This window comes from Rhizobium binae (assembly GCF_017357225.1).
In the GTDB taxonomy this organism is placed as follows: domain Bacteria; phylum Pseudomonadota; class Alphaproteobacteria; order Rhizobiales; family Rhizobiaceae; genus Rhizobium; species Rhizobium binae.
Genome location: NZ_CP071609.1, coordinates 199,187 through 225,417, shown reverse-complemented (window position 1 = coordinate 225,417; position 26,231 = coordinate 199,187). Strand labels below are relative to the sequence as shown.

The 26,231-nt window shown below is 59.4% G+C and carries 23 protein-coding genes and 1 pseudogene; 10 read left to right on the top strand and 14 right to left on the bottom strand.

What is annotated here, in order from left to right; genetic code table 11:
- The first annotated feature begins 38 nt into the window (after window positions 1-38).
- The 5 genes and pseudogenes from J2J99_RS31690 (at window position 39) to J2J99_RS31670 (ending at window position 5,553) form a co-directional block, all read left to right on the top strand.
- The gene (locus tag J2J99_RS31690) at window positions 39-1,448 is read left to right on the top strand and encodes an aldehyde dehydrogenase family protein (RefSeq protein ID WP_168297188.1); all 1,410 of its coding nucleotides are present in this window, start codon (window positions 39-41) and stop codon (window positions 1,446-1,448) included.
- Between the two features lie 79 nt (window positions 1,449-1,527).
- Window positions 1,528-2,226, top strand: coding sequence for a CoA transferase subunit A (locus tag J2J99_RS31685; RefSeq protein WP_168297187.1), 699 nt, complete (start codon window positions 1,528-1,530; stop codon window positions 2,224-2,226).
- Between the two features lie 18 nt (window positions 2,227-2,244).
- Window positions 2,245-2,874, top strand: coding sequence for a 3-oxoacid CoA-transferase subunit B (locus J2J99_RS31680; protein WP_168297186.1), 630 nt, complete (start codon window positions 2,245-2,247; stop codon window positions 2,872-2,874).
- Window positions 2,875-2,933: 59 nt separating this feature from the next.
- Window positions 2,934-4,110, top strand: a pseudogene (locus J2J99_RS31675) (acetyl-CoA C-acetyltransferase).
- 355 nt (window positions 4,111-4,465) lie between these two features.
- Window positions 4,466-5,553 (top strand): IS3 family transposase gene (locus J2J99_RS31670; protein WP_168297185.1). Its coding sequence is split into 2 segments (ribosomal slippage): window positions 4,466-4,727 and window positions 4,727-5,553, totalling 1,089 coding nucleotides; the frame shifts between segments, so codons are not numbered across the junction.
- A gap of 292 nt (window positions 5,554-5,845) precedes the next feature.
- Here the strand turns inward: J2J99_RS31670 and folD are convergent.
- The 5 genes from folD to J2J99_RS31645 are packed head-to-tail and all read right to left on the bottom strand — an operon-like array spanning window position 5,846 to window position 11,798.
- Entirely contained in the window at window positions 5,846-6,745 is a 900-nt protein-coding gene (gene folD / locus J2J99_RS31665) for a bifunctional methylenetetrahydrofolate dehydrogenase/methenyltetrahydrofolate cyclohydrolase FolD (protein ID WP_168297184.1), read from the bottom strand.
- Between the two features lie 20 nt (window positions 6,746-6,765).
- Window positions 6,766-7,299 (bottom strand): sarcosine oxidase subunit gamma family protein, encoded by a 534-nt coding sequence (locus J2J99_RS31660; protein ID WP_168297183.1) that lies wholly within the window; start codon window positions 7,297-7,299, stop codon window positions 6,766-6,768.
- Complete coding sequence (locus J2J99_RS31655; protein WP_168297182.1) at window positions 7,292-10,255, bottom strand: sarcosine oxidase subunit alpha; 2,964 nt, start codon at window positions 10,253-10,255, stop codon at window positions 7,292-7,294. Before J2J99_RS31655 ends, J2J99_RS31660 begins: the two co-directional genes overlap by 8 nt.
- Before the next feature lie 6 nt (window positions 10,256-10,261).
- Entirely contained in the window at window positions 10,262-10,525 is a 264-nt protein-coding gene (locus tag J2J99_RS31650; RefSeq protein WP_168297181.1) for a sarcosine oxidase subunit delta, read from the bottom strand.
- A 22-nt stretch (window positions 10,526-10,547) separates the two neighbouring features.
- Window positions 10,548-11,798, bottom strand: coding sequence for a sarcosine oxidase subunit beta family protein (locus tag J2J99_RS31645; RefSeq protein WP_168297180.1), 1,251 nt, complete (start codon window positions 11,796-11,798; stop codon window positions 10,548-10,550).
- Between the two features lie 94 nt (window positions 11,799-11,892).
- Between J2J99_RS31645 and J2J99_RS31640 the strand changes: the two genes are divergently transcribed.
- On the top strand, window positions 11,893-12,876 hold the full coding sequence (locus J2J99_RS31640) for a GlxA family transcriptional regulator (protein ID WP_168297179.1): 984 nt from the start codon (window positions 11,893-11,895) through the stop codon (window positions 12,874-12,876).
- Here J2J99_RS31640 and J2J99_RS31635 read toward each other — a convergent pair whose 3' ends face one another.
- From J2J99_RS31635 to J2J99_RS31595, 9 genes are all read right to left on the bottom strand, one after another.
- Entirely contained in the window at window positions 12,877-13,626 is a 750-nt protein-coding gene (locus tag J2J99_RS31635) for a pyrroline-5-carboxylate reductase family protein (RefSeq protein ID WP_343229146.1), read from the bottom strand.
- A 77-nt stretch (window positions 13,627-13,703) separates the two neighbouring features.
- Window positions 13,704-14,414, bottom strand: coding sequence for a hypothetical protein (locus tag J2J99_RS31630; protein WP_168297178.1), 711 nt, complete (start codon window positions 14,412-14,414; stop codon window positions 13,704-13,706).
- Between the two features lie 11 nt (window positions 14,415-14,425).
- Complete coding sequence (locus J2J99_RS31625; RefSeq protein ID WP_168297177.1) at window positions 14,426-15,271, bottom strand: ABC transporter permease; 846 nt, start codon at window positions 15,269-15,271, stop codon at window positions 14,426-14,428.
- A gap of 10 nt (window positions 15,272-15,281) precedes the next feature.
- Window positions 15,282-16,526, bottom strand: a complete 1,245-nt coding sequence (locus J2J99_RS31620; RefSeq protein WP_168297176.1) for an ABC transporter permease — start codon at window positions 16,524-16,526, stop codon at window positions 15,282-15,284.
- Window positions 16,519-17,628, bottom strand: coding sequence for an ABC transporter ATP-binding protein (locus J2J99_RS31615; protein ID WP_168297175.1), 1,110 nt, complete (start codon window positions 17,626-17,628; stop codon window positions 16,519-16,521). The genes J2J99_RS31620 and J2J99_RS31615 overlap by 8 nt, the downstream gene beginning before the upstream one ends.
- Before the next feature lie 101 nt (window positions 17,629-17,729).
- Entirely contained in the window at window positions 17,730-18,800 is a 1,071-nt protein-coding gene (locus tag J2J99_RS31610) for an ABC transporter substrate-binding protein (RefSeq protein ID WP_168297174.1), read from the bottom strand.
- Between the two features lie 64 nt (window positions 18,801-18,864).
- A complete protein-coding gene (locus J2J99_RS31605) occupies window positions 18,865-20,205 on the bottom strand; it encodes an amidase (protein ID WP_168297173.1) in 1,341 nt (446 codons plus the stop codon).
- A complete protein-coding gene (locus tag J2J99_RS31600) occupies window positions 20,198-20,410 on the bottom strand; it encodes a hypothetical protein (RefSeq protein ID WP_168297172.1) in 213 nt (70 codons plus the stop codon). Before J2J99_RS31600 ends, J2J99_RS31605 begins: the two co-directional genes overlap by 8 nt.
- 9 nt (window positions 20,411-20,419) lie before the next feature.
- Window positions 20,420-21,565 (bottom strand): M24 family metallopeptidase, encoded by a 1,146-nt coding sequence (locus J2J99_RS31595; RefSeq protein ID WP_168297245.1) that lies wholly within the window; start codon window positions 21,563-21,565, stop codon window positions 20,420-20,422.
- A 166-nt stretch (window positions 21,566-21,731) separates the two neighbouring features.
- Here J2J99_RS31595 and J2J99_RS31590 point away from each other — a divergent pair, with 166 nt between their 5' ends.
- The 4 genes from J2J99_RS31590 (at window position 21,732) to J2J99_RS31575 (ending at window position 25,650) form a co-directional block, all read left to right on the top strand.
- Window positions 21,732-22,505, top strand: coding sequence for a maleate cis-trans isomerase family protein (locus J2J99_RS31590; RefSeq protein ID WP_168297171.1), 774 nt, complete (start codon window positions 21,732-21,734; stop codon window positions 22,503-22,505).
- Window positions 22,505-23,200, top strand: coding sequence for a GntR family transcriptional regulator (locus tag J2J99_RS31585; RefSeq protein ID WP_168297170.1), 696 nt, complete (start codon window positions 22,505-22,507; stop codon window positions 23,198-23,200). The genes J2J99_RS31590 and J2J99_RS31585 overlap by 1 nt, the downstream gene beginning before the upstream one ends.
- Window positions 23,201-23,326: 126 nt before the next feature.
- The gene (purU, locus tag J2J99_RS31580; protein ID WP_168297169.1) at window positions 23,327-24,211 is read left to right on the top strand and encodes a formyltetrahydrofolate deformylase; all 885 of its coding nucleotides are present in this window, start codon (window positions 23,327-23,329) and stop codon (window positions 24,209-24,211) included.
- Between the two features lie 83 nt (window positions 24,212-24,294).
- Complete coding sequence (locus J2J99_RS31575; protein ID WP_246638576.1) at window positions 24,295-25,650, top strand: Glu/Leu/Phe/Val family dehydrogenase; 1,356 nt, start codon at window positions 24,295-24,297, stop codon at window positions 25,648-25,650.
- Window positions 25,651-26,231 lie beyond the last annotated feature (581 nt).

The following is a 26,231-nucleotide window of genomic DNA, read 5'->3' as shown; positions in this document are numbered from 1 at the left end:
CAGACAGGAGGCCAACAAGGAATAGGGAAGCTGGCCATATGACTGCCGCCAAACTCCACATCACCACCAGCCTGTCGCCGATCTCTGTTCATAGCCCTTATGACGGGGCGCTGCTTGGATCGGTCGAGGCAACGGCTCCCGCCGAGATCGATCGCCTGCTGGCAACCGCTCGCCGCGGCGCCGAGGTCTCGCGCAATCTGGCGCGGCACAAACGGGCCGCCATCCTGGAAGGAGCCGCCCGAATCGTCGAGAGCCGCAGCAAGGCTTTTGCCGAGACCATTGTTCGCGAAGCCGGCAAGACGATCATCCAGGCGCGCAAAGAGGTGCTGCGCTGCGTCAATACGCTGAAGCTGTCGGCGGAAGAAGCAAAGCGCAACGCGGGCGAAATCGTGCCCTTTGACTCCTATACCGGATCGGAACAACGCCAGGGCTGGTTCACACGCGAACCACTCGGCATCATCACCGCCATCACCCCCTACAACGATCCTCTGAATCTTGTCGCGCATAAGCTCGGCCCGGCTATCGCCGGCGGCAATGCGGTACTGCTGAAGCCATCGAACCTGACGCCCTTCTCCGCGATAAAGCTCGTCGAAGCGCTGCGCGAAGCTGGTCTGCCTGAGGGGATCATCACCGTCGTTCACGGTGACAGAGAGTTGGTGGCCGCTCTGATCTCTGCGCGTGAGGTGCGCATGGTCTCCTTTACTGGCGGTTTTGCCACAGGGGAGGCGATCAGCCGGGCGGCGGGCTTGAAGAAGCTCGCCATGGAGCTCGGCGGCAATGCGCCGGTCATCGTCATGAACGACTGCGACTTCGACAAGGCGGTCGAAGGTTGCGTCTCCGGCGCCTTCTGGGCCGCGGGCCAGAACTGCATCGGTGCGCAGCGCATCCTGGTCCAGGCCGAGCTTTACGACCGTTTCCGCGATGCCTTTGTTGCGGCTACCAAAAAGCTTAAGGCCGGTGATCCGCTGCGGGAGGACACCGACGTCGGTCCGATGATCTCCAAGCAGGTCGCGGAACGCACCGAGGCAAATGTCAACGAAGCCATCGGCGCAAGTGCTAAGCTGCTCTGCGGACACCGTCGCGAGGGGTCCCTGTATCACCCGACGGTGCTCGAAGGTACGCCGCTGACCTGCCGCCTGTGGCATGAGGAGGTGTTCGCACCCGTCGTCATGCTGGCGCCCTTCGAGACGCTCGATGAAGCGATCGATATGGCCAACGATCCGGACTACAGCCTGCATGCGGGCATCTTCACCAGCGACCTCAATGTCGCGCTCGACGCTGCCAACCGGATCGAAGCGGGGGGCGTGATGATCAACGACTCCTCAGACTACCGTTTCGATGCCATGCCTTTCGGTGGCTTTAAATACGGCAGCATGGGTCGTGAAGGCGTGCGCTTCGCCTATGAAGACATGACCCAGCCGAAGGTCGTCTGCATCAACCGCGGGTGACTCTGGCCACCGCGCGGCCTACGCCTGATAACCAGCGTCAGCGAATGCTGCCGCCTCTGGTAAGCTCCAAGGGGAGATTATGAATAAGATTTATGAGAGCCCGGAGGCGGCCCTTGATGGCCTGCTCTTCGACGGCATGTTCGTCGCGGCTGGCGGCTTTGGCCTCTGCGGTATTCCTGAGCTGCTGATAGCGGCCATCCACGAGGCCGGCACGAAGGACCTGACGATCGCCTCGAACAACTGCGGCGTCGACGACTTCGGTCTCGGCGTGCTGCTGAAGACGAAGCAGATCCGGAAGATGATCTCGTCCTATGTCGGCGAGAACGCCGAGTTCATGCGGCAGTATCTGAGCGGCGAATTGGAGCTCGAGTTCAACCCGCAAGGAACGCTCGCCGAACGCATGCGGGCCGGCGGCGCCGGCATTGCAGGCTTCTACACCAAAACCGGCGTCGGCACGGTCGTGGAAGAGGGCAAGGAACTCAAGAGCTTCAACGGCGAGACCTATGTACTCGAGACCGGCATCGTCACCGATCTCTCCATTGTGAAAGCCTGGAAAGCGGACACGACCGGCAATCTCGTCTTCCGCAAGACCGCTCGCAACTTCAATCCGCCGGCCGCCACCTGCGGCAAGATCTGCGTCGCCGAAGTCGAGGAGATTGTACCGGCCGGCAGCCTCGATCCCGATCAGATTCACCTGCCGGGAATCTATGTGCATCGGCTGATCCAAGGCCAGCACGAAAAACGCATCGAACAGCGCACGACACGCGCGGCGGCTTGAGGGCAGGAGAGAGACAAGATGGCCTGGGATAGGAACCAGATGGCAGCACGGGCTGCCCGCGAACTTCAAGACGGCACCTACGTCAATCGCGGCATCGGCATTCCGACGCTGGTGGCCAATTACATACCCGAGGGTGTGCATGTGACGCTGCAGTCGGAGAACGGTCTGCTGGGCATCGGCCCGTTTCCGAACGAGGACGCGATCGACGCCGACCTGATCAATGCCGGCAAGCAGACGGTGACGGCGCTGCCGCATTCGGCCTTCTTCGACTCGGCGCAGAGCTTCGCGATGATCCGTGGCGGCAAGATCGCCATGGCCATTCTCGGCGCCATGGAAGTGGCCGAGAACGGTGATCTCGCCAACTGGATGATCCCCGGCAAGCTGGTCAAGGGTATGGGCGGCGCCATGGACCTGGTCGCCGGCGTCAAGCGCGTCGTCGTTGTCATGGACCACACCAACAAAGCGGGCGAGTCCAAGGTGCTGAAGGCCTGCACCCTGCCGCTGACAGGCAAAGGGGTGGTCAACCGCATCATCACCAACCTTGGCGTGCTCGACGTCGTCGACGGAGGCCTGAAGCTCGTGGAACTCGCCGATGGTGTGACGGATAGCGAACTGCGTGCCGCGACGGACGCCACGATCGTCAACTGATCCGGAGCTTGCCGGACAAAATCGAACTCAATCGGATCGTCAACCAGCGGAGAGCCACCATGAGCACCCCATCCATCGTTATTGCCAGCGCCGCCCGGACCGCGGTCGGTTCGTTTAATGGTGCGTTTGCCAATACGCCGGCGCATGAACTCGGTGCTGCCGTCATCAAGGGCGCGCTTGAGCGCGCCGGTGTCGAAGCGGGTGAAGTCGACGAGGTGATCCTCGGTCAGGTGCTGCCGGTCGGCGAGGGCCAGAACCCGGCGCGTCAGGCGGCGATCAAGGCCGGCATCCCGCAGGAAGCCACCGCCTGGGGTGTCAACCAGATTTGCGGCTCCGGCCTGCGGGCCGTGGCACTCGGGCTGCAGCAGATCGCAACCGGCGATGCGAAGATCATCGTCGCCGGCGGTCAGGAGTCGATGTCGATGGCGCCGCACTGCGCGCATCTGCGCAACGGCACCAAGATGGGCGACATGAAGATGATCGACACGACGATCAAGGACGGCCTGACCGACGCTTTCCATGGTTATCACATGGGCACGACAGCCGAAAACATCGCCAAGAAATGGCAGCTGTCGCGCGACGACCAGGACCAGTTCGCGCTCGCCTCGCAGAACAAGGCCGAGGCCGCGCAAAAGGCCGGCCGTTTTGCCGACGAGATCATTCCGTTCATCGTCAAGGGCCGCAAGGGCGACGTCACCGTCGATCAGGACGAATATATCCGCCGCTACGATTGATCAGATGACCAAGCTGCGCCCGGCCTTCGACAAGGAAGGCACGGTCACGGCCGGCAACGCCTCGGGCCTCAATGACGGCGCGGCCGCGACCCTTCTGATGAGCGAAGCTCAGGCTTCAAAGCGTGGCATCCAGCCGCTCGCCCGTATCGTTTCCTGGGCAACGGCCGGCGTCGATCCGCAGGTCATGGGCACCGGCCCGATCCCGGCATCGCGCAAGGCGCTGGAAAAGGCCGGATGGTCAATCGCCGATCTCGAGCTCGTCGAAGCCAACGAGGCTTTCGCCGCCCAGGCCTGCGCCGTCAATAAGGACCTCGGCTGGGATACTTCGATCGTCAACGTCAATGGCGGTGCTATCGCCATCGGCCATCCGATAGGTGCATCTGGCGCCCGTGTGCTCAACACACTGCTGTTCGAAATGAAGCGCCGCGGCGTTTCCAAGGGGCTCGCGACGCTCTGCATCGGTGGTGGCATGGGCATCGCGATGTGCTTGGAAGCACTTTAAGTCGATGTCATCCGCGGCCGCCGGACTCGACTGTTAGAAGCGAACCGCTTCCATCGGCGAATTAGGCTCTCGTCCAGTGTCATCGGCAGCGGGAAATTGTTTAAAGATCTAAAAGACACGACCCTGAAGTCTGCGGCGCACAGCTGGGCCTCCCGGGACGACGCCTGTTATTTGTCCGCGTTCAAAAGCTCCAAATAATTCGGCTTCGAGATTACCGGCTCTTCGAGTTGAAAGGTATTCAAGCGCTGACTGTAGCACCCAGCGTTAGTGTCTTTGCGATGTGAGGGTAGTCCTCCCCGCGAATAAGGGGCTTCAAAAGTAGAATTTTCTCGGCAAGATGCTCGAGGAGATTTTGATGAAGAAGAGCCGATTTACCGAAGCCCAAATCATGGCTGTGTTGCGCCAGGCGGAAGGCGGTGTCCCCGTACCTGAGCTTTGCCGGGAGCATGGCATCAGCAGTGCCAGTTTTTACAAGTGGCGGGCAAAGTATGGGGGCATGGACGCCTCGATGATGAGCCAGATGAAGGCTCTTGAGGACGAGAACCGTCGATTGAAGCGGATGTATGCCGACTTGAGCATGCAAGCCGATCTGCTGAAGGAGGCTCTCGGAAAAAAATGACGCGGCCATCTCAGCGCCGAGAGCTGGCCGAGAAAGTAGTGGCGCAACGCGGTGTAAGTATCGCGCTGGCATGCAGGACATTTGGCGTCAGCGAGACGTGTTATCGGTATGGTCCCCAACGTAATTTCGACAACGATCAGATCGCCGATCTGCTGCTTGGGCTTGTGAAGGTGAAGAAGACCTGGGGATTCGGTCTCTGCTTCCTGTATATGCGCAATGTCCAGGGCCATCGCTGGAACCACAAACGCGTCTACCGCATCTACCGGGAGCTTGAGCTGAATCTCAGGATCAAGCCCCGGCGGCGGCTGAAGCGCGAGAAGCCAGAGGAACTGGCGGTGCCCGAAGCGCCGAACATGATCTGGTCGATGGACTTCATGGCGGATCGCTTGGCGGACGGTCGCCAGTTCAGGCTTCTGAACGTGTTGGACGACTTCAACCGAGAGGGACTGGGGATCGAGGTTGACTTCTCACTTCCTGCCGAGCGGGTCGTGCGCAGCCTCAACCAGATCATCGAATGGCGGGGCAAGCCGCTGGCAATCAGGGTTGATAATGGCCCTGAATATGTCAGTTCGAAACTGGTCGAATGGGCAGAGACCCAAGGCATCGCATTGAACTACATCCAGCCCGGCAAGCCTCAGCAGAACGCGTATGTCGAGCGCTATAACCGAACTGTTCGGCATGAATGGCTCGATCTGTATATTTTTGACAGCATAACGGAGGTGCAGGAGATCGCCACGGAGTGGCTTTGGACGTATAACCACGAACGGCCCAACATGGGCATTGGCGGCATCACACCCGCTCAGAAACTGAAAATGGCCGCGTGAATTCTACCGCTGAACCCCGCTAAAACGGGGAGGACTACCTGAGGATAGCCGTTTGAGCGACCGATAGATCGACAAACTTCCACCGACCACATCAGCGCGAGGCGACGCTGCTAGCGCTACCCTTCTCACGCCCGAGATTTTCTTCTCTTGTCGGACGCAAGAAATCATCCGCATTCTACGGCGGGCCAAACCGCCGCAGTGCGACGCGCGGTCGCGGCCGAGGGGGGGGAGAGCCCAAGCTTACTCGCTTTCGCGCTGTGGGTGCCCCCAGTCGAAGTTGCTGTTGTTCGAACTAGAACGTCGGCGCGACACGGCCAAGCGCGCGGGTCGCCGCAATGACCGTATTGGCCATAAGCATGGCGATGGTCATCGGACCTACACCGCCTGGGACCGGCGTAATCGCTCCGGCGAACGTTACGGCCTCCGCATAGGCCACGTCGCCGACAAGCCGACTCTTGCCTTCGCCGCGTTCAGGCGCTGCAATTCGGTTGATTCCAACATCGATCACGGTCGCACCGGGTTTTACCCAGTCTTCCTTGACCATCTCGGGGCGGCCGACGGCTGCAACCAGAATATCCGCACTGCGGCAAATGCCTGCCAAGTCCTTCGTGCGCGAATGCGCCATCGTTACCGTCGCGTTGGCGTTAAGTAGCAATTGCCCCATGGGCTTGCCAAACAGGTTCGAACGGCCGATGACCACAGCGTTCAATCCCGAAAGATCCGTGCCATGGATGGCGCGCACCAGCACCATCGCGCCGGCTGGGGTGCAGGACACGAGGCCGGTCTTCAGATCGCCCGTCGCCAACTTGCCGGCATTGACCACATGCAGGCCGTCGACATCCTTCCCCGGACGGATCGACTGGATCACCGCATCAGAATCCAAATGGCCCGGTAGCGGCAGCTGCACGAGAACGCCGTGGATAGCCGGATCGCCATTCAGCGTCTCGACGAGCGCCAGCAGCTCCGCCTGGCTCGTCTCCGCAGGCAGCGTGTGCTGGACTGAGGAGAAGCCGCATTCCTTGGCCATCCGGCTCTTGGCGCCGACATAGGTGTGGCTTGCCGGATCGTCGCCGACAATGACTACCGCCAGCCCGGCCTTGGCCCCGGCTTCCCTCTCAAGCTGCGTGGCAGCGTGCTTCACCTGCTCGAGGACCGAAGCGGCCATCTGCTTGCCGTCGATGATGACTGTCATGGGATATCCGTCGTTTGGCTTCAGAGATATTCGGCGCACATGCTGGCAAGATCGTCCCACAGGCTTTCAGCGAAACCGCGCAGAACCATGATCTCGAAGGCATCCTCACCGGTGCGGGTTACGTGCGCGGCAATGTGGCCGAACAGCGTGGTTGTAGAATGACCGATCGGAAAGGCGGTAAGCGACAGATCGACCGCCGTCCCCTTGGCCAGCACCCGCTCGACCATCGAGCCTCTAGCCAGCATACGAACGCGGCCCTGGCTCTGATCAACGCCAAAAGCGCCCGGCTTCAGCGCTTCGGAAAGGGCCGAGAGTTCCGCATACGATTTCACGCCGTTACCAACGATAAACCACTGGCCCGGGCCGGCGGCGCGAACCGCATGCGCCGTACCGTCAGAAAACGGCGCGAGCCGTGCGGCGACACCGTCATCGCCAGGCTTGCCGAGAACATGAATGACATGGCCTTCAGCCAGGGCTTCGAGCGTGATCCGGTCGGAAGCAACGGGATCCGTGGTGGCCAGTGCTGGCCGCAGGGTGACGCGGAATTCAGACATGAAGCTTCTCGTTTTCTGGATCGACGAAAACCGGATTGCAGAGGCGGCCGGGCGTGTACTCGTCGCTCAGGCCGTTCCAGATCATGACGTCTTCGCCATGCCGTTCGGAGCCGCGTTTGACGAGCGCAAGTCCGATCGTGGAACCCACATGCGGCGAGTAGGCGGACGATGTGACATAACCCTGATCGTTTTCGAGCGTCGCCGGCGCATCCTTGGCAAGAATGTGCGAACCGCTGCGGAAGGATGTGGCGGGATCGAGCGGTCGCACACCGACAAGTTGGCCACGTTCGGCGTCGATGAGACCTTCGCGGCCGACCATAGCCTTGCCGATGAAGTCCGGCTTGGTGGCAGACACCATCTTGCCGAAACCGAGGTCGCCCGGCACCACGGTGCCGTTGATCTCGTTATGAGTGACGTGGCCCTTTTCGATGCGCATGACGCCTAGCGCCTCGACGCCATAGGGCTGGATGCCGTGCTCGCGGCCCGCTTCCATCAAGGCGTCAGCAACGCTTTCGCCATAGCCGGCCGGAACCGCCAGTTCGTAGGCCAGTTCGCCGGAGAACGAAATCCGGAAGAGACGGCCATGCAACTGACCGGCGAACAGGGAAACTTCCTTGGCGCCTAGGAACGGGAAGGCATCGTTCGAAATATTCTCATCGACAATCTTCTGCAGGATCATGCGGGATTTCGGCCCGGCAATCGCCATCTGCGCCCATTGATCAGTCGCCGAGGCAAGCCGCACGTCAAGTTCCGGCCACAGCGCTTGGCTGCAGAATTCAAGGTGGTTCATGACGCCCGCGGCATAGGCGGTCGTCGTCGTCATGAAAAAATGCTCTTCCGACAGGCGGCTGGTCGTGCCGTCGTCATAGATCATGCCGTCTTCGCGCAGCATCAGGCCGTAGCGCGCCTTGCCAACCGGCAGTTTCAGGAAGGCGTTCGAATAGACGCGGTTGAGGAATTCGGCGGCGTCCTTGCCGCACACTTCGATCTTGCCGAGCATCGACACGTCGCAAAGACCGGCATTGACGCGGGCATTCTTCACTTCGCGATCGACGCTTTCGCGCCAGGTGGTCTCGCCATCGCGCGGGAACCAGGAGGAGCGATACCACAGGCCTGTTTCGACGAAGACCGCGCCGTTTTTCTTCGCCCAGTCATGCAACGGCGACTTGCGCACCGGCTGGAAATGGGAGCCATGATAGGCACCGGTCAGCGCGCCGAACGACACTGGCGTGTAGAAGGGACGGAACGTCGTCGTGCCGACATCAGCAGGAGAAACGCCCCGCGCTTCGGCCAGAAGTCCGATGGCGTTGACATTGGAAAGCTTGCCCTGGTCGGTCGCCATGCCATTGGTCGTGTAGCGCTTGGCAAGCTCGACATGGCCGTATCCTTCCCGGACGGCGAGGCCGAGATCCTTGCGGTGCACGTCGTTCTGGTAATCGACGAAGGCCTTGCCCTTGACGTTCGGAATGGTCCAGAGTGCCTTGGCCGGCCGGCTCGCCATGTCGCCTTCTACCTCGCCGAAGCTCGCCGGCGCGACGGGAAAGCCCATGTCGGAGACCATGACGGACGCTCTGGCAGCGCCTTCGGTCAACGAGGCCGCGATGCTGGAAGCGCCGAGAACGGAGCCGGCAAGTTGCAGACCGATGAGGCTTTCCGGGGCGAGAAACGCCGCCTGCTCGTCGGACCAGACCGGCTTGCCGCCGCGATGGCAGGCAAGATGGATGATCGGGCTGAAACCACCCGCCACGGCCAACGCGTCCGTTTTGAGGGTTTCCCTGCCGCCGCTCCTCGAGATTTCGATGGACGACAGGGCCTTGCCGCCCTTGGCGTCGGAGACGAAGGCACCCTTGATGACGCGTGCGTGTCCGGCATAGGCGGCTGAGCCTTCCGGGCGGCTGTCGATGATCGCCACAGGCACGATACCCCGCGCCTCGAGATCGAGAGCAAGCGCATAGCCGCTGTCATTGGTGGTGAAGATCGCCACTTCACGACCGGGCGCCACGCCGAAGCGGTTGAGATAGGTGCGCATCGCACCGGCCATCATTACGCCGGGCGTGTCGTTGCCGCCGAAGACCAGTGGACGCTCCTCGGCGCCGGTCGCCAGAAGCGCCTGTTTCGCCGCGATGCGCCACAGCCGCTCGACCGGCACTTCGGCCTTCGGCAGGGCGACATGCTTCTGGACGCGCTCGACCGCGCCGAACACATTGCCATCGTACCAGCCGAAAACTGTGGTGCGGTCGAGAACCTGCACATTCGGCAGCGCCTGAAGATCGGCCTGCGCCTCACGGACGAAATCGATGGCCGTCGCGCCGCCGATCGTCGCCGTGTCCGACAGAAGCGAACCGCCGATTATCGAATGCTCGTCGATCACAATGACCCGCGCACCGGAACGACCCGCTGTCAATGCCGCGGCAAGACCGGCCGGTCCGGCGCCGATGATCAGGAGATCGCAATGCGCCCAGCACTTCTCGTAGGTATCCGGGTCCGCCTCGTAGCTCGCCTTGCCGAGACCGGCAGCCTTGCGGATGAAGGGCTCGTAGACCTTTTCCCAAAATGGAGCCGGCCACATGAAGGTCTTGTAGTAGAAGCCCGCGCCGAGGAATGGCGACAGCAGGCTGTTCAGCGAGCCGATGTCGAAGTCGAGCGACGGCCAACGGTTCTGGCTCCTGGCTTCCAGCCCCTGGTAAAGCTCTTGCATGGTGGCGCGGGTGTTAGGCTCAGTGCGGCCGCCCTGGCCGATGGTCATCAGCGCATTCGGCTCTGCCGCGCCCGCGGTCAGGATGCCGCGCGGACGGTGATACTTGAAGCTGCGACCGACCAGAAGCTGGCCGTTGGCAAGCAGCGCGGAGGCAAGGCTGTCGCCGCCGAAGCCGAGCATTTTCTTGCCGTCGAAGGAGAAGGACAGGCTTACCTGCCGATCGATCAAGCCGCCATTCTGCAAACGATACGGTGTCATGGGCGACTATCCTTGCGCGAGCGCCGCATCGCGGCTCGCTTCTATCTCATGGGTGGCGGTATCGCGGGTCACCACCAGCCAGCGGCGGCAGCCCGACGTGTGGTGCCAATATTCCTCATATCGGCCGCGCGGGTTGTCGCGCAGGTAGACGTAATCCATCCAGGCCGCCGCCTCGGCCTCCGGTGCCGGGCGGGCAAGTGCTGCGCCCTTCACGGTGAATTCTTCCTTGGGTCGTCTGCCGCAATGGGGGCAGGGAACGAGGCTTGCCATATCCGGCTTTTCCTTCGTGTGATCAGTGCAGGTTCGGTTGGGCGCCCTGGCCCTTTTCGTCGATCAGATAGCCGCGCTCGAAGCGGTCGAGCCGCATCTGCCGCGTGGTATCGTGCGCGACGCCGCGGGCGAGCAGGTGCGCAAAGCAGAAGCCCGACGCCGGCGTCGCCTTGAAGCCGCCATAACACCAGCCCGCATTGAGATAGAGATTGTCGATCGGCGTGCGGTCGATGATCGGTGTACCATCCATGGACATGTCCATGATGCCACCCCAGGAGCGCAGCACCCGGACACGCGACAGCGATGGGATCATTGCCTTGCCGGCTTCGATCACATGCTCGACCGTCGCCAGATTGCCGCGCTGCGCATACGAATTGTAACCGTCGATATCGCCGCCGAAGACAAGGCCGCCCTTGTCGGACTGCGAGACATAGAAATGGCCGGCGCCGAAGGTGACGACACCATCGATGAATGGCTTCAATCCCTCCGATACGAAAGCCTGCAGCACATGGCTTTCCATCGGCAATTTCAGACCCGCCATTTCGGCGACGCGCGAGGAATTGCCGGCGGCCGCAAGGCCGAGCTTACCGCAGCCGATGAAGCCACGGCTCGTCTCGACGCCCGTAACTTTGCCGTTTTCGCGGCGGATGCCGGTCACTTCGCAATTCTGGATGATGTCGACGCCGCGCATGTCGGCGCCACGGGCATAGCCCCAGGCCACGGCATCGTGGCGAACCGTGCCGCCGCGCCGCTGGATCAAACCGCCCTGAATCGGGAAGCGGGCATTGTTGAAATCGAGGAAGGGCAGCATCTTTTGCACCGCGGCGCGATCGAGCAGTTCAGCATCGACGCCGTGGAGACGCATGGCATTGCCGCGCCGTGTATAGGCGTCACGCTGAGCATCCGAATGGAAGAGGTTCAGAACGCCGCGCTGCGAGACCATCGCATTGAAGTTAAAATCCTGTTCCAGCCCTTCCCAGAGCTTCATGGAAAACTCGTAGAACGGGTTATTGCCGGGCAGCAGGTAGTTCGACCGGATGATCGTCGTATTGCGGCCGACGTTTCCGCCTCCGATATAGGCTTTTTCCAGCACGGCGACATTTGTGATGCCGAATTCCTTGGCAAGGTAATAGGCGGTCGCAAGACCATGGCCGCCACCGCCGACGATGATTACGTCGTAATGGGACTTCGGCTCCGGCTGGCGCCAGGCCGGCGCCCAGGCCTTGTTGCCACGAAGTCCGTTAAGAAGCAGGGATAGTGCTGAATACCGCATGGATTGCCCGTCAATGGAGGTGTCGATGATTACCCTAAGCCATTCTCGACGACAGCAATTGCATACAAGGGACACATTGATATAGAAATAGGCCATGAGCTCTCTAAATGAATCGAAGGCTTTGCAACGCATTGGCTTTCTACTCGTGCCCAATTTTGCGCTGATGTCCTATGCATCGGCGACGGAGCCACTGCGTGCTGCCAATCTCATTGCCGGGATATCGCTCTACGACATCACCCCGCTTTCGCCCTCCGGCCAACCGGTGCGAAGCTCGTCGGGTCTGAGCATCGATTGCGAGGATCTACTGGCCAAGGGTGGAGGCTGCCACACGGTCTTCGTCTGCGCCGGCGGCAACCGGCAGGACTGGGAGGACCGGGACGGACTTTACGGCACACTGCGCAAACTCTCGCGGCAGGGCGTCAGGATCGGCGGCATATCATCGGGCGCCTATCTTCTGGCTGCCGCGGGGCTCATGGACAATCGCAACTTCACCATTCACTGGGAACACGCCGAGCTTTTGAAAGAAGCCTTTCCGCATCTTTCGCCCCGGCAGGCGCGCTTTGTCATAGACGGCGATCGTATAACCTGCGGCGGCGGTATCGCGCCGCTCGACATGATGCATGCGATGATTTCGGAACGGATGGGATCGCATTTCGCCCGCCGCGTCAGTGATTGGTATCTCCATACGGCGGTCGGCGAGCCCACCGCGCCACAGCGCGGCTCGGCGGCGGAGCGGTTTGGCACCCATCATCCAGCGCTACTGGCAGTCTTGGAAAAGATGGAGGCCACGATCGAACAGCCACTATCCCGCGACGCGATGGCGAAGGTTGCCGGCGTCAGCGTTCGCCATCTGGACAGATTGTTTACGGACCAGTTGGAAATCGGATTTCTCGAAGCTTACCGAAACGTCCGCCTGGATCACGCACGCAGACTGCTGGAACAAAGCCCGCTGTTGATTTCAGAGATCGCGTTCGCGACCGGCTTTTCCAGCGCGGGACACTTTTCAAAAGCATTCACAGCACGCTTTTCCAGCACTCCGAGCCGGTTTCGAGAGAAATTAACGAAGGCCAAGCGGTGATCAGTCGACTTTGCCTTCGCTGGACCCGAGCACGTACGATCGGGCAAGCGCTGCCTCAAGGCCATTGCTGACGGCCCTCTCGAAGTTGCCGGCGATCATCGCCTCCAAGGCTGCCGAAGTGGTGCCTTTGTAATCGACGAAACGTCGGACCACATCCTCAGGCGCGTCTGAAGTTCGCTCAAAGAGCGCGCCGGCGCCTTTCAGCACGGCGACAACGGCCTTGCGCGCGATCGCGGGGTCGATCCCCCTTGCCACAGCATCCCGCGCCATTGCGCGTGCAAGCAAGGCGGGAAATGCGGGGCCTGAACCCGTCAATCCGGTGAAGTAGTCCAAATCGAGTTCGAAACGGAGCTCATCAGCTTCGCCCCAGGCTCCGGCAATCCGACGTAACAGGGCACGATCCTCATCTGTCACCTTTGGGGAGGCGACCCACGGCGTATAGGACTGTCTGACCTCGGCTGCAGCATTCGGCAAGGACCGAACGACGCGATCCGTTCCCAGGTGGCGGGAAAGCGCCGCCAAGTTGATCCCGGCCATGACAGAAATCGCGAGCTTTCCTCCGATCGCGATGTCGACCGAGGGAAAATCGCCTGGTTGTACCGAAACGATGACGACCGCCGCCTCCTCGGCAAGGAGTTTGTTGTCCAGGGTCCAAACGGCGTCCGGAAGAATATTGGGTTTTCTGCTTCGATAGGAAAGGATCAAATCCTGTGGATTGGCTACCCCCGCGTCGACAAGGCCCTGCGCCAAGGACGAGCCCAACCACCCCGAAGCTCCGATGATACCTATCTTCGACATCTCATTTCCATTAGATGCAGGCATTCGATTTAGACTGCGCGAGCCGCCCGGTGATGAGTGCCTTGGTTGGCCAACAGGCCGTGCGCGACGTCACGCTCTTCTTCCGGCGACATACCCAGATAGAACTCCACCGCGACTTTTGTGAAGGAATGCGAACACGCAAGAGCCTCCAACCAAACGGTCAGTTCGTTCTCACTCAAGGCTTTGACGCGCGGGAAAAAGCGCTCGTCCGGGTAACAATTTGAGCGAACGATGGTGTCGCACATCTCAAGCGCAAGACAGCACGCAGCGACATCGGAATGCCCTGACATTATTCGCCACGAATATTCGGGTGGAAGGTAGACCCGAAACCCTAAGGTCTCCCGCGTATGCCAGAATATGCGTTGCGTGCGGATACCGTCATTATCGGGTGCAATCTCCTCGATGTGGACAACGAAAGGTCGCAGCGTGCGCAGCGAGGGGACATGCAGCAGTGATAGTATCTGAGCAAACTCCGGCAGGATCGGCGCACCCTGCTCGAGCCGTTGTTCCTGGGCCGATTTTACCAGCCCGAAGAGGATCTGCCTGGCCGTGGAGCGTATCATGTTCACCGGAATGGTGGCGAATCGTTCCAACTCTTTCGGGCAGGACGCGGAGTGCACCAGCCTGGCAACTGGAACCTGCGACACCCAGGTCGTTCGACCGAAATTGTTGCCGAGGAGGATGGTTAGCGGCTCATCTTTGCCGACGTAATCGTTCATCGAGAAATGTCTCAAACGACGCTGATGGGCTTAGCCGACCGCTTGACAGATTGGCGCCGCAACACGCCCATCAAAATCATCAGCACCAAGGAGAGAACGATCCAGGTGGTGGCAACGGCGAGGATGGTAGGGCTGATTTGTTCGCGCAAGCCGGACCACATCTTACGGGGGACTGTGTAATATCCCGGACTTGGGGATAGGAAGAGGGTGATCACTGCTTCGTCAAACGATGTCACGAAGGCCAGCGCCGCGCCGGAAAGGACGCCTGGTGCGATGAGCGGCAACGTGATGCGACGGAAGACCATCGTCGGATGTGCCCCCGAAATGAGACCCGCGCGGACAAGACCATGGTCGAAGTTCGAGAGGCTGGCCAGCACTGTCACGACCACGAACGGCAATCCCAAGGTAGCGTGAGCGAGCACCAGTCCGAGATAGCTGTCAACGAGGCCAACTTTCGCGAACACGAAGTAGGTTCCGGCGGCCAGCACGATGATCGGGACGATCATCGGTGCCAGAAGAAGGCTGACGATCAGGCTGCGCAATGGGAGCGGCTTGTTGAGGCCCAATGCGGCGAGAGTGCCGAGCGTTGTTGCCAGTAACGTCGACAGGATCCCGACGAGGAAACTGTTCCTCACGGCAACCATCCATCCGGCATCTGAGACGAATGCGTCGTACCAGCGCGTGGAGAATGCTTCGGAGCGGAGGTGCAGCATGCCGCTGGTAAACGTAAAGTAGGGCTCTGCGTTAAAGGAAAGCGGAATAATCACGAAAATTGGCGCGATGAGAAAGATCAGGATTGTCCAGCAAATGACACGGAAGAGAACCGACCAGGCTGTCTCGATAGTATAGCCGTTCATAGCTCGCTCCTCAGTTCACCAGCCGGTTTGCGCCGGAGTATCGGTGATAAATGGCGTAGAGAACCAGGACCACCGACAGGAGTATCATCCCGAGAGCTGCCGCCAGCCCCCAGTTCAACGACGACTGGACATGGAACGCGATCATGTTGGAGATCATCTGCCCCGACTGTCCGCCAACGAGAGCAGGAGTGATGTAATATCCGACGGCAAGAATGAAAGCGAGAAGTGCCCCGGAACCGACACCTGGAAGTGTGTTTGGAAAGTAGACCTTCCAGAAGGCGTAGAAGCGGTGGGCGCCCAGCGATTGAGCAGCTCGCATGTAGACCGGAGATATCGAAACCATCACGCTGTAGAGGGGAAGAATGAAAAACGGCAGCAAGATATGGGTCATGGCAATAAGCGTGCCGGCGAGGTTATAGATCATCCTAACCCTATTCTCGTCCGAGATAATTCCCAGATAAACAAAGATGTCGTTCAGCACGCCCTGGGACTGCAGGAGCACGATCCAACCCGTGGTTCGAACAAGCAACGACGTCCAAAACGGCAGAAGGACGAGAACAATCATTATGGAGCCGAGGAACTTCGACGATGTCGCGATCAGGTAGGCTACCGGATAGCCGAGGAGGATGCACAGTGCAGTCACCGAAAAGGCGACCAGGAACGTTCTCGCGAAGAGCGTGGTGTGGATACGATTGTCTTCAGGGGCAAGTTCGATGGCGCCCGACGCGCCTCTGCGGAGATCGACTGCTGACAGATAGTAGTTGGCGCTCACTGAGCTGCGCAATTGGTTAATTGCCTGCCAAGTCGACTGTTCGCTCCAAACGGGATCCGCTTGTTGGAACCATTCCGAATAGCTCACGGTTGGAGGCTTCTGCCCGAGGCGTCTAGCAGTTCTTGTGAAGGCACTGCGCAGTCCGGCGGCCTCGACATTCAGTCGATTTGCAATCGACCCAACGATATCAGCTTGCCGAGCATCGATAAGATCCTGCGCCAACGCCTGGAACGTTTGTTCGTCGGGTGCGCCGCTTCCACTCCACGTCTGGAGCGCCTCCACCGTGCGCGGCAGGCCATCGTGGACGGTCGGATCGTAGACACTCAGACGGAAGATGTAGCCGAGCGGCAGCAGGAAGGTGAAAAAAAGAAACACCAACGCAGGTGCCAAAAGAAGAAGTCCCTTCCGCATCTCACTGCGTCGAGACCTCGCTACCTGACGGGAGATCTCCTCCGGTGTTGCGAAGATTGCCGCTTCAGCCATTGCCAACCACTCCTTCGGAGGCCAAGGCCCTGGCGTCGGTTGCTTGCCAGCCTAACAATACCGGCTGCCCCACAGAGATTTGAGCGATTCCATTTCTGTTCGGCTGTTTCACCGTAACGGTCTGCCCGTCTTCAAGCTGGCAGGACAGGCGGAGATGATCCCCGAAGTACACGACTTCCTTCGCTACGGCTCTAACGGTGTTGGCGGAAGATCCATCCTCTTGGACCAACGACACCCGCTCCGGGCGCAACGAGACGATCGCGCGATCCCCCCGTTTCAAAGAGCCGACGGCCACACACTGGACGTCGATTTTGCCAACGGCTGCGACACACATGTCGCGCGTCACAGAAGAAATGATACCTTGGAGGTGGTTGTTCTCGCCCACAAAGGACGAAACGAATGCCGTTTCAGGTGCCTCGTATATCGCGCGGGCGGGCCCGACCTGTTCGATGATCCCGTCATTGAAAACAGCCACTCGATCGGACATCGCCAAGGCCTCATCCTGATCATGGGTGACATAAACTACGGTCAGGCCAAGCTCCCCATGCAGGTGTTTGATTTCCATCTGCATGTGCTCGCGCAGTTGCTTGTCGAGCGCCCCAAGTGGTTCATCCATTAGTACGAGAGACGGCTCAAAAACCAGGGCGCGGGCAAGCGCTACACGCTGTTGCTGGCCTCCGGAAAGCTGCGCAGGGCGACGGTTTCCGAGGGAGCTCATTCGGATCCGCTCCAAGGCACCCCTTACTCTCGATTCGATCTCCGGTTTCGGCATCTTGCGTGCCACCAGAGGAAAGGCGACGTTCTCCGCGATCGTCATGTGCGGGAAGAGAGCATAGTTCTGGAAGACCATACCGATGTCTCTTCGATGCGGGGGCAGGTTCGTAAGGTCACGACCCGCGACTGTGATCTTGCCACCTGTGGGTCGCTCGAAACCAGCAAGCATCATCAGCGAGGTCGTTTTGCCTGACCCTGACGGACCAAGCATCGTCAGAAACTCGCCCTTTGCTATATCAAGCGAGAGGGATTTCACGACAAGAGAGGAGCCATCGTAGCTCTTTTGCACTTCGTGAAAGTTCACGAATGATCTGGTTTCGGTATTCATGATATCTCATTCCGGCTAGTGTGCCGACGCAGCTACCGCGCCAATTCCGACGGCCGGAGCACGCTCCGACCATCTTCTAAAGAGAGGGATCAGCGAGCGAATTACTTCGCCATCCAAGTGGCCCAGCGCTGGTTGATCTCGTCCTGGTGATCTGCCCAGAATTCGAGATCATTGGCGAGAGACGTCTTGAAGTTGGTTTCGTAGGTCGGCAGGTTTGTCCGGATCGCTTCTGGAACGAGACCCTGGGACGACTTTCTGACAGGCCCGTAGCTGATATACTTCGTGACGTCAGCAAGGCGCGGCCCCGTGGTCGAGAACTTCACGAAGTCCAAGGCGGCATCCTTGTTCTTGCTGGCCTTAGAAATCGCCCAGACGTCGAGGTTCCAGATCTGTCCATCCCAAACGATTTCGAACGGCTTGTGCTCCTTGGAGATCGCATCGTAGATACGTCCATTTGCGGCAGCCGTCATGACTACTTCGCCGTCCGCAAGAAGCTGCGGGGCCTGGGCGTGAGCGCCCCAGAACACAGCATCCTTCTTGATCGTGTCGAGCTTTGCGAAGGCCCGGTTGAGGCCCTCCTCTGTCGCAAGCGTCTCATAGATCTTGTCGTTCGGCACGCCATCAGCCATGAGCGCCCACTCGAGGTTGACGTTCGGCTTATTGCTCAGACCGCGCTTGCCCGGAAACTTCTCGAGATCGAAGAAGTCGGCAATGGTCTTGGGTCCGCCATTCTGGAACTTGGTCTTGTCGTAGGCGATGATGTTCGACCACATGATCGTACCGACGCCGCAGTCCATCAGGGTTCCCGGCAGGAAGTCATCAGCCGCAGCCGTTCCGTCGGCCGCCGGCGCAAGCTGAGAAGCATCGATCTTTTCGATAAGCCCATCGTCGCAAGCTCTCAAAGCGTCCTGAAGCTCGAGATCGATAACATCCCATGCGCCGTTGCCGGATTGAACCTGGGAGCGGAGTTCAGCAAGACCGCCGTTGTAGTCAGCGGTGAGCACCTTGGCTCCCTTTTCAGCCATATAGGGCTCGATAAACGCCTTGGATTGGCTGGCGGTGTAGGCGCCACCAAATGAAGCGACGACTAGCTGGTCCGCAGCAAAGGCGCCCGTAGTGATGGTCGAGAGGCTTGCGATCGCAATAGCTGCGAGTAGTGAAGGTCGTGTCATTTGTTTTCCTCTGAGGTTTGTTTGACCGATCTTACCGTCGGCTTAGGTTGTGAGAATGAAGCGGCTAGGCCGCGATCATCTTGGTTCTTCGAAGTGTTTCCTCGAAAACCTGTGCCACACCCAAGAGCTCAGCGTCACGATTACGACCGCCGACGAGCTGCACGGATACTGGCAGATGGGATGTTTCCTCGCGGACCGGCAGAGCAATTGCGGGCGTTCCTACGAGATTGAAGAATGATGTGAAGAGTGTCAGAGCATTTCCTACCGGTAGGCTATCGCCGCCGACGTCAACATGGACCGCGCCGACTTCTGGGGCGGTGATCGGGCATCCAGGCGTCAGGAGAACGTCGACGCTGCTCATTGTTTCCGCAAATGCCCGATTGTAAATCTCAAGCATGCGCTTGCATTGAACATAGCTTTCTGCAGAGAGAAACTGTCCGAGCGCCATCCCGCTCAGCATATCTTCTCCGAACGATGAACGTGCACGCGCAAGGTTGGGGCCATGATAGGCCAAGGTCTCAGCCAACTGTATTGTCAGTGAAACCGTTCTTGCCTCCGCCTGGTCGGGAAGTTCTATTTCAGTGAACGTAGCGCCCATTTGCTCGAGGGCGGATTTGGCCGTGAGAAACGCCCGCCGGACGGGCGGCTCACTTCTTTCGGCCCAGCCCTTGATGATCCCGACCCTCAAGTTCTCGGGATTGACTGCCCGCGCGACAGATGTCGTTTGATCAAAAACCAGGCCGACGTCTTCGACGGTGTTTGCGAAGATCCCGGCGTGGTCGAGAGACCAGCAGTATGGAATGACGCCTTGCAGGCTCATGCGTCCGAAGCTTGGCTTGAAACCCACGACCCCGCAAAGGGCGGCCGGAACCCGGACTGAGCCGCCAGTGTCGGTTCCCAGAGCATAGGGTACGATCCCGGCTGCAACTGCGGCCGCTGAACCTCCGCTCGATCCCCCGGCTAACCGGGTAGTGTCGAACGGATTGCGTGTCGTGCCGCTCCAGTTGTTTTCCCCAGTCGCCCCATAGGCGAATTCGTGCTGGTTTGCCTTTCCGATCAATACCGAGCCAGCCTCTTCGAGACGCGCGACGACCAAGGCCGATGTCTCGGGCACGTTATCCTTCAACACCGGGCTTCCGCCTGTCGTGAGAATGCCGGCGGTCTCGAACATGTCCTTCGCCGCGAAAGGCACGCCGTGAAGGGGCCCGTGCTGCGTGCCTCCATGTCGTTGGGCGTCTGCTTTTGCAGCTTGGGAGAGCGCAGCCTCCCTAGCGATCGTGATAAAGCTGCGATGCTCCGGATTTAGCCGGTCGGCTGCAACCAAGCTCTCCTCGACGACTTCGACAACAGAACGGCCGCTTTGGATTTCTGCCGCGATCTGTTTGATGGACTTTCTATCAGTCATTGGTGAGCCCCGAGCAGTGGTCATCGGGGCCCACCTGGCCCAGATCTTTACTGACTATGCGTTGCAGGTCGGAAATGACCTTTTCGAAGCTGGAAACGACGCCGAACGTTGGCGCAACCAGCTGCTCCAGATCCTTCTCGTCCCAGCAGCCTTCGAAGAATTCGGCGTTCATCGCTTTCAAGGTAGCGAAGGTGGGCCTGCTCATTGTCCTACCTCAAACGACAGCAAGTTCGCGCGGGTAGTTCGTCAGGTATTCAAATCCCGTGTCGGTCACGACGATCGAGTCGCCGATACGCCCGCCGAAGCTCCCTTCGATTGTGATCCCGCCGTCAACTGCGAAGGTCATGCCGGCCTGGAGCAGCCGCTTCTCGCCGCGCTTCAGTTCCGGGGATTCCAGGAATGATTGACCGACGGAACGGCCGGTGCGATAGCCTGCAGAGAAGCCCGCCTCGGTGTAGACCACTTCCGCAGCTGCGTTGATTTCCTCGCATGCAATGCCCGGCTTGATTGCCGCGAGCGCCGCCTGCTGAGCAGCGACGGCAGTCTCGTACACTCGGGCCTGCTCGTCTGTCGCGCCGCCGACGAAGAATTCGCGGTCGAAGCCGAGCTTATAGTTGCGGAAGTTGGCGATCCCGCAGAAGCAGAGATAGATCGGATCCCCCTTCCGGATGGTCCGAACGGAAGAGCGGCGGTGCACCAAGCACACATCGGTGCCAGACTGAAGGATCTGCAGATTGTAGATGGTAGGGGAAACAAAGCGATCCGTGCTGTCATCGAGGAACGACGCTGCCTTCCTGGTCCCCGCGGCTATGACAGCCAGCGCGACCTCATATTCCGGCACGCCCTCTGCGATGACCTCGCGGGCACCCTTCACCATCGCGACAGCGACTTCGCCGGCCTTGCGCATGATCCCGATCTCGTCGGCCGACTTGATCATCCGGATCTCCGAAATGACCGGTCCAGCGTCGCCGACCTCGGCTCCATGCAGCATGGGCAGCAGATCGTTGGCGACCAACGCCGGGATTGAGCGCCGCTCGATCGCGACCCGGCGCGCCTTTCCTTCGACGGCCGACTTCAAGACGCTGCGCCATTCGTCATTGATGCCGTCGCTCCACGGGCGGATATCCGTCACCCAGCTCATCCGGCCGCACATTTCCGATTCCATCAGCGGAGTAATGATGGTCGGCTCGCCGTCGACCGGTACGGTCATGAGGGTCGGGCGACCGAAGTCGATACCCAGGTAGTCCTGATATTCGCCGAAGTAGGCGATGGAATCCGGGTTAGTCAGAATGGCGCTTTCGAATCCGGCCGCATGAAGCGCCTTTTTCAGTTTCTCTGTGCGTTCCTTGCCTGGTCTCATGTCCTTGCGCCTTCCTCTAAGCTGTATGCAGGTTGGATTTAAAGAGCTATAAAACGAAGCGGAATGGGTGTCAACGGCGCAATTAGGCGATATTTTGCGTGATAATCTTGCGCATCTGTCGCTTCCTGTGTACAGGTAGATGAAAGCATCACAGGAGCGACTACACATGCAACAGACTGGGAAGGTCGAGAATTCGCTTGGGCGCGGAGGCATTCGCTTTGACGCCGGGCGTCACCACAAGGCCAAGTTGGGCTTCGTTCTTCTGGCGATGGAGCAGACTATCGAAGAGGATATGTTCAAGCTCGCTCCGGACGGGGTCGGCGTGCATTTCCAGAGAGCGCCGATGGCCAACAAGGTGGATGTGGACACCTTGGCCGCTATGGCTTCCGGTATTGGTGACGCCGCAGCGCTGATCGTTCCGGAGGTCCAGCTTGACGTAATTTGCTACGGCTGTACCTCTGGGAGCGTGGTGATCGGGGAAGACAAGGTATTTGCCGAACTCAATCGCGGTGCGCCCGGTGCCAAGCCGACGTCGATCATCTCCGGCGTAATGCGCGCACTGGAAGCTGTTAAGGCAAAAAAAATCACCATCGCAACTCCGTATCTCGATCCGGTCAACGAGATCGAACGGGTATATATGCAAGAGCGAGGGTTTGAGATCCTGAACATCCAGGGCCTGAACATTGAAAACGACGAGGACATGGTGCGGGTGACGCCCGACTACATTTTCGAGTTTGCCAAGCAAGTCGATCGGGCGGACTCTGACGCCATCTTTATCAGTTGCGGCGCTCTGCGCTCGGTGGACATTATTCAGGCGCTTGAGGCAGAATCGGGTAAGCCCGTCATCACGAGTAATCAGGCGATGATGTGGGATTGCCTGCGCTTGGCTGGGGTTAATGATCGGAGCGATAAATATGGCCGACTTTTTAGAGAAAATTGATGGCTAGAGCCGTTACAGCATTGAAGCGCGAGGCGCCGCGTACTGCGGCGCCTCGCGGACAGGCTATCGAAATCCATCGTGTTCTTCGCGACCGGATTTGCCTCTTGCAGTACCGCCCCGGAGAACTGTTGGTCGAAACAGAACTCGCTGCGGAATTCAATGTGAGCCGCACGCCCGTGCGCCAAGCACTGCAGCGTCTTGACTACGAAGGCCTTGTCGAAACCAAGAACGGCGTCGGTACGACGGTCACCGGGGTTGATTTCCAGGAATTCAAGGATGTCTATGCATTTCGTTTGCGGCTAAGCGAAATGATAGGGGATTTTGGTCGGCCGGAGCGAACCCAAAAAGCACTGGAGGAAGTCGAGGCGCTTGTTGCGAGGGTGGACGCGCTTTTCCAGTCGAGGGATTTCGAGCAGTTCTGGCAGATCAATCATGAAATTCATTTCGCTGTAAACGGGCTGATAGGCAATTCAGCGATGCAGGAGATCCACGACCGGCTGTACTTCCAAGCCTCGCGTGTCTGGTACAGCCTCGTGGACCGCATGTGGGAGGACGAGGTCAGGTTCCTCAAAGAGGAAGTTGACGAACTTTGTCGCGCTCTGCGTGCTGGTGACCTAAGAGCGGTCGGATTCGTGCAGCGAAACTTCATCTCATACGGTCTGTCTCGCGTCGCGAGATATATCTCCACGGGCTAACCCTTAGAACCTCGATTTACGCGGCTTGGCCCAAACGTGCTCCCTAGCCGCATCCGCGGCCAGCTCCCCCCGCGTCCTGATGATCAGGATGCGGGGGCCCTTTCCATTAGTGACAGAGAGAGAACCATGACGACATTTGTCCTTACCGTTACCTGCCAGGCAAAGCGCGGCATAGTGGCAGCGATATCCGGGTTTCTAGCGGATATGGGATGCAACATCGTAGACAGCTCCCAGTTCGACGACCTTGAAACCGGCCGCTTTTTTATGCGCGTGTCGTTCATTTCGGAAGAAGGGAAGTCTCTCGGCGCGTTGACTGAAGGCTTGAAACCGATCGCCGAAAAATTTGCGATGGAAGCCGAACTCCACGATCAAGCAGAGCGGATGAAAGTCCTCCTGATGGTTTCGCGTTTTGGCCACTGCTTGAATGACTTGCTTTACCGTTGGCGCATCGGTGCGTTGCCGGTTGATATTGTCGGCGTGATCTCAAACCATTTCGACTATCAGAAGCTGGTTGTAAATCATGATATCCCCTTCCACCACATCCCGGTGACGAAGGACAACAAGCCGCGCGCGGAAGCAAAGATCATGGAGATTGTCGAGTCCACCTCCACCGAGCTGGTGGTGCTCGCACGCTACATGCAGGTTCTCTCCGACAAGATGTGCGAGAAAATGTCCGGGCGCATTATCAACATCCATCACTCGTTCCTCCCCAGCTTCAAAGGCGCAAACCCTTACAAGCAGGCCTATCAGCGTGGCGTGAAGCTAATCGGGGCGACGGCGCACTATGTCACGGCCGATCTCGATGAAGGGCCGATTATCGAACAGGATACCGTGCGTATCACTCACGCCCAGTCTGCTGAGGACTACGTGTCTCTCGGTCGTGATGTCGAAGCTCAGGTTCTGGCGCGCGCCATTCACGCCCACATTCATCGGCGGGTGTTCCTCAACGGGAATCGCACGGTTGTATTTCCGCCGAGCCCAGGCTCCTACGCCTCCGAAAGAATGGGTTGAGCCGGTTGAACATTTTAGGGACAAGCGGAATGAATCGAGCAAACAGCTTCCTGGATAGTGTCGATCAAAACTTCCGGCATGCCATGTCCTTCCTGGATTTACCCGATGGACTGGCAGAACGGATCATCCAGTGCAACTCGACCTATACGGTCCGTTTCGGCGTGCGGCTGCGCGGTCGCATGTACAGCTTCATCGGCTGGCGGTCGGTCCATAGCGAACATTGCGAACCGGTGAAGGGCGGCATTCGCTATGCCTCGAATGCCGACGCCGAGGAGGTCGAGGCCCTTGCGGCACTGATGACGCTGAAGTGCTCGCTCGTTGATGTGCCCTTCGGTGGTTCCAAGGGCGCGCTGAAAATCGACCCGCGTGATTGGACACCGCAGGAACTGGAGCGCATAACTCGACGCTTCACGCAGGAGCTCAATAAACGAGGGCTGATCGGGCCCGGTGTGAACGTTCCAGCTCCCGACATCGGTACAAGCGAGCGGGAGATGGCCTGGATGATGGACGAGTTCCGCCGCGCCAATCCGACCGAGGTAATCAATTCACGTGCGTGCGTCACAGGCAAGCCGCTATCGAAGGGTGGTATTGCTGGCCGCACGGAAGCGACGGGCAGGGGTGTGCAGTTCGCCATCCAGAGCTATCTTCGCGATACCCGCACGCAAGCTCTCAACAGCTGCCGCGATCTCAAGGGCGCATCGGTCATCATCCAGGGCTTCGGCAATGTCGGCTATCACGCCGCCAAGTTCCTGTCGGAAGAAGATGGCGCACGCATCACCGTTGTTGCCGAACGCGACGGCTATGTTGCCAATACGGAAGGACTTGCCATCGAGGCGCTGAAGCAGCATCAGATTCGCACCGGCAGCATCCTCGGCTTTGACGGGGCGAAGTCCTTTGCCGCCGACTTTACCGGCATCGAACAGCCTTGCGACGTTCTGATTCCAGCGGCGATGGAAAATGCCATTCATGCCGAGAACGCCGAGCGCATCAACGCCCACCTCGTCGTGGAAGCTGCCAACGGTCCCGTCACCTTTGAAGGCGACAAGATCCTGCGCTCGCGCGGCGTCACCATTCTTCCCGATCTCTATGTCAATGCCGGCGGTGTGGTGGTCAGCTATTTCGAGTGGGTGAAGAACCTGACGCATATCCCCTTCGGCTTGATGGAGCGGCGGCGGCGCGAGCGGCGCAACCAGACGATTGCGGCGGCGCTCGAGCGGATGACCGGCAAAGAGTTCCCCGCCGATATCCGCGACGAGTTCCTGGAAGGCGGCGCCGAGATCGATCTTGTCCGCTCAGGCCTCGAAGACGTGATGCGCAGCACCTGGGCACGCATCTGCGATCTCATCGAGAAGCAGCCGGAGCTCGGTGACTATCGGACCGCAGCTTATGTCGCCTCCATCCGGCAGATCGCAGAGGCCTATGAAGCAATCGGTATCTAGGTCACGGGATCGCGCATGCTGATAAAAGAGTTGCATTCCGCGCCAAGTGCTGACTTCACGCCGAGCTTCACGGGCGGCCGCGGTATGAGGCGTTGACGCGAAGGCTCGCTTCCAGCGAAAATGTTTTGAGGCCGCAGAACTCGCTATCCTATCGGACTGGCCAAACAACGATAGGCTCCTCTAATGGCAAGTCATGTAGCATGTTTGTGAGCCACAAGTTCAGCCCGAGGATCAACCCCGCAGTCAGCGTCAAAAGGCTGCAAAGCGCAAGCTTGTTCATGTCGCAACCTCCACGTTTCGACAGATGATTTGAGCAGGTCGAAACTTTGTCAAGGACGTCTTTCCGATGAAGGGAATATGCACAGGGCAGATCATCAACATGGCGCGCCTTGAATGACCGCCATGTTCCAAGTAATGCAGTTTCGGCAGTGAAGCTGGGTGAGTGAGAGAAAGATTTGCTTTGAAAGACAATGCTTTGGCTACCTCGCTCGTAGGATTGGCTGTTGCAGGATCGAAAATAGGCTGTTTGTTGCTTTTTCGCTTTCGCCCGATCCTTACAGGGCCAGGAAGAACGGGGCTTC

Excerpts from the sequence above, each read along its gene's own strand:
- J2J99_RS31690 (WP_168297188.1), top strand. The coding sequence starts at position 39 with ATGACTGCCGCCAAACTCCACATCACCACCAGCCTGTCGCCGATCTCT.
- J2J99_RS31685 (WP_168297187.1), top strand. The coding sequence starts at position 1,528 with ATGAATAAGATTTATGAGAGCCCGGAGGCGGCCCTTGATGGCCTGCTC.
- J2J99_RS31680 (WP_168297186.1), top strand. The coding sequence starts at position 2,245 with ATGGCCTGGGATAGGAACCAGATGGCAGCACGGGCTGCCCGCGAACTT.
- folD (WP_168297184.1), bottom strand. The coding sequence starts at position 6,745 with ATGACAGTCATCATCGACGGCAAGCAGATGGCCGCTTCGGTCCTCGAG.
- J2J99_RS31660 (WP_168297183.1), bottom strand. The coding sequence starts at position 7,299 with ATGTCTGAATTCCGCGTCACCCTGCGGCCAGCACTGGCCACCACGGAT.
- J2J99_RS31655 (WP_168297182.1), bottom strand. The coding sequence starts at position 10,255 with ATGACACCGTATCGTTTGCAGAATGGCGGCTTGATCGATCGGCAGGTA.
- J2J99_RS31650 (WP_168297181.1), bottom strand. The coding sequence starts at position 10,525 with ATGGCAAGCCTCGTTCCCTGCCCCCATTGCGGCAGACGACCCAAGGAA.
- J2J99_RS31645 (WP_168297180.1), bottom strand. The coding sequence starts at position 11,798 with ATGCGGTATTCAGCACTATCCCTGCTTCTTAACGGACTTCGTGGCAAC.
- J2J99_RS31640 (WP_168297179.1), top strand. The coding sequence starts at position 11,893 with ATGAGCTCTCTAAATGAATCGAAGGCTTTGCAACGCATTGGCTTTCTA.
- J2J99_RS31630 (WP_168297178.1), bottom strand. The coding sequence starts at position 14,414 with ATGAACGATTACGTCGGCAAAGATGAGCCGCTAACCATCCTCCTCGGC.
- J2J99_RS31625 (WP_168297177.1), bottom strand. The coding sequence starts at position 15,271 with ATGAACGGCTATACTATCGAGACAGCCTGGTCGGTTCTCTTCCGTGTC.
- J2J99_RS31620 (WP_168297176.1), bottom strand. The coding sequence starts at position 16,526 with ATGGCTGAAGCGGCAATCTTCGCAACACCGGAGGAGATCTCCCGTCAG.
- J2J99_RS31615 (WP_168297175.1), bottom strand. The coding sequence starts at position 17,628 with ATGAATACCGAAACCAGATCATTCGTGAACTTTCACGAAGTGCAAAAG.
- J2J99_RS31610 (WP_168297174.1), bottom strand. The coding sequence starts at position 18,800 with ATGACACGACCTTCACTACTCGCAGCTATTGCGATCGCAAGCCTCTCG.
- J2J99_RS31605 (WP_168297173.1), bottom strand. The coding sequence starts at position 20,205 with ATGACTGATAGAAAGTCCATCAAACAGATCGCGGCAGAAATCCAAAGC.
- J2J99_RS31600 (WP_168297172.1), bottom strand. The coding sequence starts at position 20,410 with ATGAGCAGGCCCACCTTCGCTACCTTGAAAGCGATGAACGCCGAATTC.
- J2J99_RS31595 (WP_168297245.1), bottom strand. The coding sequence starts at position 21,565 with ATGAGACCAGGCAAGGAACGCACAGAGAAACTGAAAAAGGCGCTTCAT.
- J2J99_RS31590 (WP_168297171.1), top strand. The coding sequence starts at position 21,732 with ATGCAACAGACTGGGAAGGTCGAGAATTCGCTTGGGCGCGGAGGCATT.
- J2J99_RS31585 (WP_168297170.1), top strand. The coding sequence starts at position 22,505 with ATGGCTAGAGCCGTTACAGCATTGAAGCGCGAGGCGCCGCGTACTGCG.
- purU (WP_168297169.1), top strand. The coding sequence starts at position 23,327 with ATGACGACATTTGTCCTTACCGTTACCTGCCAGGCAAAGCGCGGCATA.
- J2J99_RS31575 (WP_246638576.1), top strand. The coding sequence starts at position 24,295 with ATGTCCTTCCTGGATTTACCCGATGGACTGGCAGAACGGATCATCCAG.